We start from the raw sequence: 8,201 nt of genomic DNA, 5'->3' as shown, positions 1-8,201 counted from the left end.
CAATCCGATGACAAAAGCGAAAACGACGCCGAAGCATGAACTCTTCAGGAGAGCCCGGCCTTGGCGCAGCGTCCGCCACCACCTGCTATGCCGAAGTCACGCTGAAGCCTTGCAACCGCTCAGGGGCAGCCGGGCGTCATGGAAGTGCCTTCCGAACCTGCATCGACACATTCTCCGGGAGGACCGTCCGGTCCGGCATCCACCCCCAGTGCGCTGTCGATTGGCGGCGGATCGCTGTTTTCAACTTGTCCGCCGCATAGACCGCTTGTCTGACAGCCCGCCAGTGCCAAAAGAACCACAAAGTGCACAGAGCTAAGATTTTTTAAGTCTTGAAACCATCGTTTTTCCAATCCACTTGAAATAGATCCTGTTAAAAAAACGACTGATACGTACGGCAACGCCGCATTCATTCAAGGACAATAAGTTCCGCGCGGAAAACGATATTCCGCAACCAAAACAACCGCTGGCAGAGAATGCCGGACAGCACATCAAAATGTCATCCGGCCCGCGCGAACCTTCGCTCTCTATTGCGCGGTCCAGTCGCCGTCCACCGGGATCGTTGTCCCGGTCACGTTATGCGCGACCGGATTGCACAGCCAGAGGGCCAGTTCACCGATTTCAGACGGGTCGGATGTGCGGATGGAGGGCTGCTTTTCCTTTAGAAGATCGGCAATGCCCTTGTCGCGGTCCCCACCGAAGTGCTCGGCACGCGCCGCCACCTGCGGCTCGATGATCGCGGTCTCCGTCCAGCCCGGGGCAATGCAGTTGACGGTCACGCCGCCTGTGGCCTTTGTGCCGGCCGCCGCATATTCCAGCGCCGCCACCTTGCTCATGCCGACAACACCGAATTTGGAGGCCACGTAAGGAGCCTTGTTGACGGAGGCGACCAGCCCGTGCACGGACGCAATGTTGATGACCCGGCCGAAACCGCGCTCCGCCATGCCGGGCAAGGCAAGACGCATGGTGTGGAAGACGCCTGAGAGATTGACCCCGATGATCGCGTCCCAGGTGTCGGCGTCGGCTTCCGCCAGACTGACGGTTTTCTGGATACCGGCATTGTTGACCAGTATGTCCGGCCCGCCCCATTCGGCGACAGCTGCCATCATGATCTCGATGGCGGCGACATCACGCATGTCGGCATCGAAGAACCGTGCGTCCGGCGCGCCTGCCGCCTTGAGGGTTGCCACGGCTTCCTCGGCCTGTCCGGGGCTTGCCAGTCCATGCACCGCGATGCGCGCGCCCGCCACCGCCAGCGCCTTTGCGACCGCAAGGCCGATCCCCTGAACCGAACCCGTGACAAATGCCGTTCTGCCGGAGAGATCGCTCATGCTGTTTCCTCCGAATTGAGCATCTCTCTCAGATCCGTTTTCAAGATCTTGCCGTAGTTGTTTTTAGGTAGAACCGGCAGAAACCGGTACTCCTTGGGCCGCTTGAAGCGGGCGATACGGTCGAGGCAAAGCGCATCCAGCTCCGCTGCCTGAGCTTCTTTTCCTTCGTGGCAGGCGACGAAAGCCACCACGACCTCGCCCCATTCGGGATCTTTCTGACCGACAACGGCAACTTCATGAACCGCCGGATGGGTGAGGAGCACCTCCTCCACTTCACGCGGATAGATGTTGCTGCCACCGGAAATGATCACGTCCCTGGAGCGGTCCTGAAGGGTGACATAGCCGTCTTCGTCCATACGGCCCATGTCGCCGGTCCACAGCCAGCCGTTGCGGATTGTCTTCGCGGTCGCCTCCGGGTTCTGCCAATAGCCCTTCATCACCGTCGCCCCGGTCACGACGATCTCGCCTACCTCGCCGCGCGGCAGTTCCTTACCTGCCTCGTCGACTATGGCCACCCGGACGACCGATTGCGCGGTTCCCACCGAATTCAGCCGCTCCCGCCAGCGCGGGTGCTCGCGCTCGCTCACCTCATTGCGCGGCAAGGCCGTGATGCCCATCGGGCATTCCCCCTGGCCGTAGATCTGCACGAAGCGCGACCCCATCACCTCGACAGCCTCCAGGATGTCAGCCTCATACATCGGCCCGCCCGCATAGACGATGGTCCGCAGCCCCCGCCCCGTCGATCCGGCTACCTTTGCCGCGTCCACCAGCCGGCGCACCATTGTCGGCGCGGCGAACATGGAAACTGACCCGATCACCGGCGCGATCTTCAGGATTTCTGCCGCGTCGAAGCCGCCGCTTTCCGGCACCACATGGCGCGCGCCCTTCATGACGTGCATGAAATTGTAAAGCCCGGCGCCATGGCTCATCGGCGCCGCATAAAGGATCGCGTCCTGTGGTTTGACGTCGTCGACATCCACAAAGTAACTCAGGCTCATCGAGGTGAGATTGCCGCAGGTGATCATCACGCCCTTCGGCCGGCCCGTGGTTCCGGACGTGTAAAACAGCCAGGCGAGATCTTCGGCCTCCAGCGGCACCGGTTCAGCCATGGGAACGCCCTGTCGCATGGCCCCGAATTCGCCCCCTTGCAAGGAAATGACGGCGACCGTGCCCGCAACGACCGGTGCCAGGGCTGCCGCTGACTTGTCGTCGGCAAAGACAAGGGCCGCGCCGGAATTCTCGATCATCCAGGCAGCTTCCCGGGCATGCAGCTTGGCATTGATCGGAACGGCGGCGGCCCCGATCCACCAGATGCCGTAGAGCGCCTCCAGATATTCCGTTCTGTTTGAAGAAAACAGCGCCACCCGATCACCCTTGCCGATCCCGCGCCCGGTAAGGGTCGCGCCAATCGCGGCGGCATTGCGCGCGAATTCCGCATAGGTTGCCTTGCGCTCGGTGCCTTCCAGCAGTGCCGGTGCCCCTGGGCAGCGGCGCGCGGTCCGGTGCAGCCATTCCGCAGGATTCATGACCTTGCCTCGAGGATGGAACAGTAGTTCGCAACACCCGAACCGCCCATATTGAAGACCGCGGCAAGTTCGGCGCCGGGCACTTGCATCTGCCCGGCCGTGCCGGTGACCTGCCGGGCCGCCATGACATGCATGGAAACGCCGGTTGCCCCGACCGGATGGCCCTTGGCCTTCAGCCCTCCGGACAGGTTTACCGGCGGCCGACCACCGCGCACCGTGCCACCGTCCCTGACGAGCCGGGCACCCTGCCCTTTCTCCGCCAGCCCCATGGCCTCGTAGATCAGGAGTTCGGCAATGGTGAAGCAGTCGTGGACTTCGGCAAGATCGAGATCGTCAACTCCGATCCCCGCCGCCTCGAAAGCCTGTGCAAAGGCTTGCCGCGCGCCTGTCAGTTCGGTGATGTCCCGGCGGGACATCGGCAGGAAGTCGTTTACCTGGACGCTTGCGCGGAACCCCACCTGGCGTGGGAAATCCGAAGCCATGTCGTCGGCCGTCATGACCAGAGCAGCTGCCCCGTCGCTGATGAGGGAACAATCGGTCATGCGCAGCGGGGGTGCGATCACCGGGTTCCTGTCGGACACCGTGTTGCAGGCCTCGAAGCCGAGATCCTTGCGCAGATGCGCCAGCGGATTGTCGAGCGCGGCCGCGTGGTTCTTGGCGGCGATCCTGGCAAGCGCCTCGGACTGATCGCCGTATGCCTGGAAATAGGCCTGAGCGAAGCGGGCGAAAATCTGCGGGAAGGAAACGCCGGCCTCCTCCGTCTGGTAGGACGCCCCGGCCAGTGCCCTGGTCACGCCTTTCGTGTCCTGTTCGGTCATCTTTTCGGCACCCAGAACCAGCGCGGTCCGGATCCGTCCGGAGCGAATGGCGTCGCGCGCGGCATAGACGGCGGCAGATCCGGAAGCGCAGGCGTTCTCGACCCGCGTCGCCGGCTTGAACCGCAGGGCCGGGTCGAGCCCCAGCACCAGCGACGACGCAAAGGCGTCCGGCACCAGGGCATTGTTGAAATGCCCGAGCCAGATGGCATCGACATCGCCGGCCGGCAATCCGGCATGCTCCAGCGCCTCTCCCGCGGCCTCGAGGATCAGGTCCTCGAAGGTCTTGTCCTTCAGTGCGCCAAAAGCTGTGTGTCCCCAACCGACTATATGTGCGTCCATGCTTGCCTCCTCTGTCGGCCTTTCAGATACTACCGCCGCCTCATGGGGGATATTCCGTCTATTTACGTAACGGGGAGAGCATGGAAGACGCCGCTGTCATTGCCTTCGACAACGCGCCGGTCGGGCTGGTTTACACGGAAAACCGGGATATCAGGCGCTGCAACAGCCGCTTTGCGGAGATGTTCGGCTACGAAGAAGAAGACCTGACCGGCCAATCGCTTTCGATCCTCTATCCGTCCTCGGAGGAGTTCCACCGGATCGGTCAGATCGGCGCTCAGAAAATGATGGGAACCGGCAGATATCGGGACGAGCGGATCATGCGCCGGCGGTCCGGCGAATTGTTCTGGTGCCGTGTCCGCGGCCAGTCCCTTGACCCCGCCGCTCCCTTCGCCCAGGCCGTCTGGACCTTCGCCGACATATCCGAGGACCGTCCGCTTGCCGAAATGAGCATGCGGGAGCGTCAGGTCGCGAAACTGCTGGCCGAGGGGCAGACCTCCAAGGAAATCGCCCGCAGTCTCGGCATCTCGCCGCGCACCGTCGACGTCCACCGTGCACGGCTGATGAAGAAATTCAGCGCGAAAAACAGCCTCGAACTCATTGCCCAGATCGCGGGAATCCCGCTTTGAGTGAGGACCGGGCAACCGGTCGGAAAGGTTGCCCGGGCTGACAGATCACAGGCACAGGGGCTCGCCACATTCCATGCTCCTGCCGTGCGCCTTGGTCCTGTGGCTGATTTGCGGTAGAATTGTCGTTCCTCTCCTGAGGAGGAGGACGACGAATGGCTATCGCTGTTGTACTCATTCTGATCGTCATCGGCTCGCTCGTGTTTCACTTGCTGAGCCCCTGGTGGTTGACGCCAATAGCGTCAAATTGGACCTACATCGACAATACCCTTGTCATCACTTTCTGGATTACCGGGGCGGTGTTTGCTGCGGTTGTCCTTTTCATGGCCTACTGCCTTATCCGTTTCAGGCACAAGGCAGGCTCGAAGGCAGCCTACGAACCGGAGAGCAAACGGCTTGAAACCTGGTTGACGGTCGTTACGAGCATCGGTGTGGCCGCACTGCTCGCACCCGGTCTCTATGTTTGGGCTCAATTCGTCAACCCGCCTGCGGATGCGCGCGAGGTTGAAGTCATCGGCCAGCAATGGCAATGGAGTTTTCGCCTGCCGGGTGAAGACGGAAAGCTGGGCAGTGCCAATAACAGTCTGATTTCTTACGAAAATCCCTTGGGGATCAATCCGGACGATCCCGACGGGCAGGATGATATCGTGATCGAGGCGGATGACCTTCATCTGCCCATCGGCATTCCGGTCAAGGTTCTCTTGCGCTCCGTCGATGTGCTGCACGATTTTTACGTGCCGGAGTTCCGGGCCAAAATGGACCTCATCCCGGGCACGGTGACCTACTTCTGGCTCACGCCCACACGCACCGGAAGCTTTGAGGTCCTGTGTGCGGAACTCTGCGGAACCGGTCACGGTTTCATGCGTGGCACCGTGATTGTCGACAAGGACGAAGACTATCAGGCCTGGCTTCAGGATCAGGAGACATTTGCAGAATTGGCCGCCGGAACGCCGGTGAAAACAATCGCCGAGCTGCAGCCCTGAGAGGGAAGACAAACAAGGCAGGCAAGGAAACAGGAGGCGTTGAAGGAACCGGCCTTGGATCGGCCTTGCAAGCGCAGATAAGGAGCAGCGGGGAGTAAGAGGAGATGGTAGACTTTACATCTCAGGTGGCAAATGCCGTCGCGCCCGCGGAAGCCGAGGACGTTGAACTTTACCACCCCAAGAGCTGGTGGACGAAGTATGTCTTCTCACAGGACGCGAAAACCATCGCCATTCAGTATTCCGGCACCGCTATCGCAATCGGTCTGGTTGCCCTGGTGTTGTCCTGGCTCATGCGGCTGCAACTGGGTTTCCCCGACACCTTCTCCTTTATAACGCCAGAAGCCTATTACCAGTTCATCACCATGCACGGCATGATCATGGTGATCTATCTGCTGACCGCACTGTTTCTGGGTGGATTCGGCAATTACCTGATCCCCTTGATGGTGGGCGCGAGGGACATGGCCTTTCCCTATGTCAACATGCTCAGTTTCTGGATCTATCTGCTCGCCGTCCTGGTGCTGGTTTCGAGTTTCTTCGCCCCCGGCGGTCCGACCGGCGCGGGGTGGACGCTTTACCCGCCACAGGCCATCCTGTCCGGAACGCCGGGAGGCCGTGACTGGGGCATTCTTCTGATGCTCTTCTCGCTGGTGCTGTTCATCATCGGCTTCACCATGGGCGGTCTGAACTATGTCGTGACCGTTCTGCAATGCCGCACGCGCGGCATGACCTTGATGCGCCTGCCCCTGACGGTCTGGGGAATATTCACCGCGACGGTCATGGCCCTGCTCGCATTTCCGGCCTTGTTTGTCGCCGGTGTGATGATGCTCTTTGACAGGCTGTTGGGCACCAGTTTCTTCATGCCCACGCTCGTGGAGCTGGGTCAGCATCTCGAATACGGCGGCGGCAGCCCGATCCTGTTCCAGCATCTATTCTGGTTCTTCGGCCACCCTGAAGTCTACATCGTCGCCCTGCCCGCATTCGGCATCGTTTCGGACCTGATCAGCACACATGCACGCAAGAATATCTTCGGCTACCGCATGATGGTCTGGGCGATTGTTGCAATCGGCGCGCTCAGCTTCATCGTGTGGGCACACCACATGTATGTAAGCGGCATGAACCCCTGGTTCGGCTTCTTCTTCGCCACCACCACGCTGATCATCGCGATCCCGACCGCGATCAAGGTCTATAACTGGGTGCTGACGCTGTGGCGCGGTGACATCCATTTCACCTTGCCGATGCTGTTTGCGCTCGCTTTCATCGTTACCTTCATCAATGGCGGTCTGAGCGGACTGTTCCTCGGTAACGTGGTCGTCGACGTGCCGCTGTCGGACACTATGTTCGTCGTTGCCCATTTCCACATGGTCATGGGCGTGGCACCGATCCTGGTGATCTTCGGCGCGATCTATCACTGGTATCCGAAAGTCACGGGGAGAATGCTGAACGAGGTGCTTGGCCGGATCCATTTCTGGGTCACCTTTGTCGGCGCCTACGCAATCTTCTTCCCGATGCATTACGTCGGCCTGGTCGGCGTGCCGCGGCGCTACCCAGAACTCGGAGATGCGGCTTTCATCCCGGCTTCCGTTGATACGCTGAATGCCTTCATCAGCATAGCGGCCTTCATCGTCGGCGCTGCCCAGATCCTGTTCCTGTTCAATCTCCTCTGGAGCCTGCGGTACGGGCGCAATGCGGGCGGCAATCCCTGGCGCGCCACTTCGCTGGAATGGCATACGCCGTCAACACCGCCACCGCATGGGAATTGGGGATCAGAGCTGCCGGTGGTTTACCGGTGGGCCTATGACTACAGCGTCCCCGGTGCGAAAGAGGACTTCATAGCGCAGAACGATCCGTGGCCGGCGCCGCCCGAAGGAACCACGGCATGAGCATCATCCTGAGCTTCCTCATTATCCTCTTTTGCACGGCCGGCTGGTGGCTGGCACGGCAAAACCTGCTGTCGAAACCCTGGCTGGAGAAAGGAGCTCCGGCCGCTGGCCCGGATCCGGCAACCCGAAGCAGGCAGACAGCCAGGATCGGACTTGGGGTCTTTCTCACAGTCGTCGGGGCTCTTTTTGCCCTGTTTGCCAGTGCCTATTTCGAGCGCATGGGATTGCCGGACTGGAGATCTTTTCCCCTGCCCGGGCTTTTGTGGCTCAATACGGGCATTCTGATCGCCAGCAGTGTCGCCCTGCATTGCGCTTTGCTGGACGCCCGAAACGACGCATTGCGTCAGGCCCGCCGGGGTCTCGTCGTCGCAGGAGCTGCCAGCCTGCTCTTTCTCGTCGGACAGTTCACGGTCTGGCTGCAACTGGTCGGCAATGGAGTTGTCGTGACCACCAACCCGGCCGTAACCTTTTTCTATCTTCTGACAGGCCTCCATGGTCTCCACATTGTAGGAGGCCTGATCGCCCTCTCCCGCACTCTTGCCAGTGCATGGAACACTGACAATGGCGGCAAGCTTTTGCTGAGGCTCGAACTTTGCGCCGCATATTGGCATTTCCTGTTGTTCGTCTGGCTCGCCATTGTCGTCGTGCTGACCGGATGGGCTGACAAAATCATCATCACATGCAGCCAACTCCTGAGCTGAAGG

7 protein-coding genes are annotated in these 8,201 nt (G+C 60.8%); 4 read left to right on the top strand and 3 right to left on the bottom strand.

Annotated elements, in window-relative coordinates; all coding sequences use genetic code 11:
• Positions 1-524: 524 nt before the first annotated feature.
• From ACQY7U_RS20740 to ACQY7U_RS20730, 3 genes are read right to left on the bottom strand one after another with little or no spacing between them, the layout of a single operon-like run.
• The gene (locus tag ACQY7U_RS20740; protein WP_428648743.1) at positions 525-1,328 is read right to left on the bottom strand and encodes an SDR family NAD(P)-dependent oxidoreductase; all 804 of its coding nucleotides are present in this window, start codon (positions 1,326-1,328) and stop codon (positions 525-527) included.
• Entirely contained in the window at positions 1,325-2,854 is a 1,530-nt protein-coding gene (locus tag ACQY7U_RS20735; RefSeq protein WP_428648740.1) for an AMP-binding protein, read from the bottom strand. The genes ACQY7U_RS20740 and ACQY7U_RS20735 overlap by 4 nt, the downstream gene beginning before the upstream one ends.
• Positions 2,851-4,011, bottom strand: a complete 1,161-nt coding sequence (locus ACQY7U_RS20730; protein WP_428648737.1) for an acetyl-CoA acetyltransferase — start codon at positions 4,009-4,011, stop codon at positions 2,851-2,853. Before ACQY7U_RS20730 ends, ACQY7U_RS20735 begins: the two co-directional genes overlap by 4 nt.
• A gap of 80 nt (positions 4,012-4,091) precedes the next feature.
• On the opposite strand from ACQY7U_RS20730, the gene ACQY7U_RS20725 reads away from it, so the two are divergent.
• The 4 genes from ACQY7U_RS20725 to ACQY7U_RS20710 all read left to right on the top strand — a co-directional run bounded on the left by ACQY7U_RS20725 (position 4,092) and on the right by ACQY7U_RS20710 (position 8,198).
• Entirely contained in the window at positions 4,092-4,637 is a 546-nt protein-coding gene (locus ACQY7U_RS20725; RefSeq protein ID WP_428648735.1) for a LuxR C-terminal-related transcriptional regulator, read from the top strand.
• Between the two features lie 152 nt (positions 4,638-4,789).
• Positions 4,790-5,617, top strand: coding sequence for a cytochrome c oxidase subunit II (locus tag ACQY7U_RS20720; RefSeq protein ID WP_428648733.1), 828 nt, complete (start codon positions 4,790-4,792; stop codon positions 5,615-5,617).
• 104 nt (positions 5,618-5,721) lie between these two features.
• Positions 5,722-7,497 carry a cytochrome c oxidase subunit I gene (gene ctaD, locus ACQY7U_RS20715; RefSeq protein WP_428648732.1) on the top strand — a complete coding sequence of 592 codons (1,776 nt, stop codon included), beginning with the start codon at positions 5,722-5,724 and terminating at the stop codon, positions 7,495-7,497.
• Positions 7,494-8,198 carry a cytochrome c oxidase subunit 3 gene (locus tag ACQY7U_RS20710; RefSeq protein ID WP_428648730.1) on the top strand — a complete coding sequence of 235 codons (705 nt, stop codon included), beginning with the start codon at positions 7,494-7,496 and terminating at the stop codon, positions 8,196-8,198. The genes ctaD and ACQY7U_RS20710 overlap by 4 nt, the downstream gene beginning before the upstream one ends.
• Positions 8,199-8,201 lie beyond the last annotated feature (3 nt).

It is taken from the genome of Roseibium sp., assembly GCF_050301095.1.
In the GTDB taxonomy this organism is placed as follows: Bacteria; Pseudomonadota; Alphaproteobacteria; order Rhizobiales; family Stappiaceae; genus Roseibium.
The sequence above is the reverse complement of the archived record's forward strand: the minus strand, read 5'-3'. Positions and strand labels throughout refer to the sequence as shown.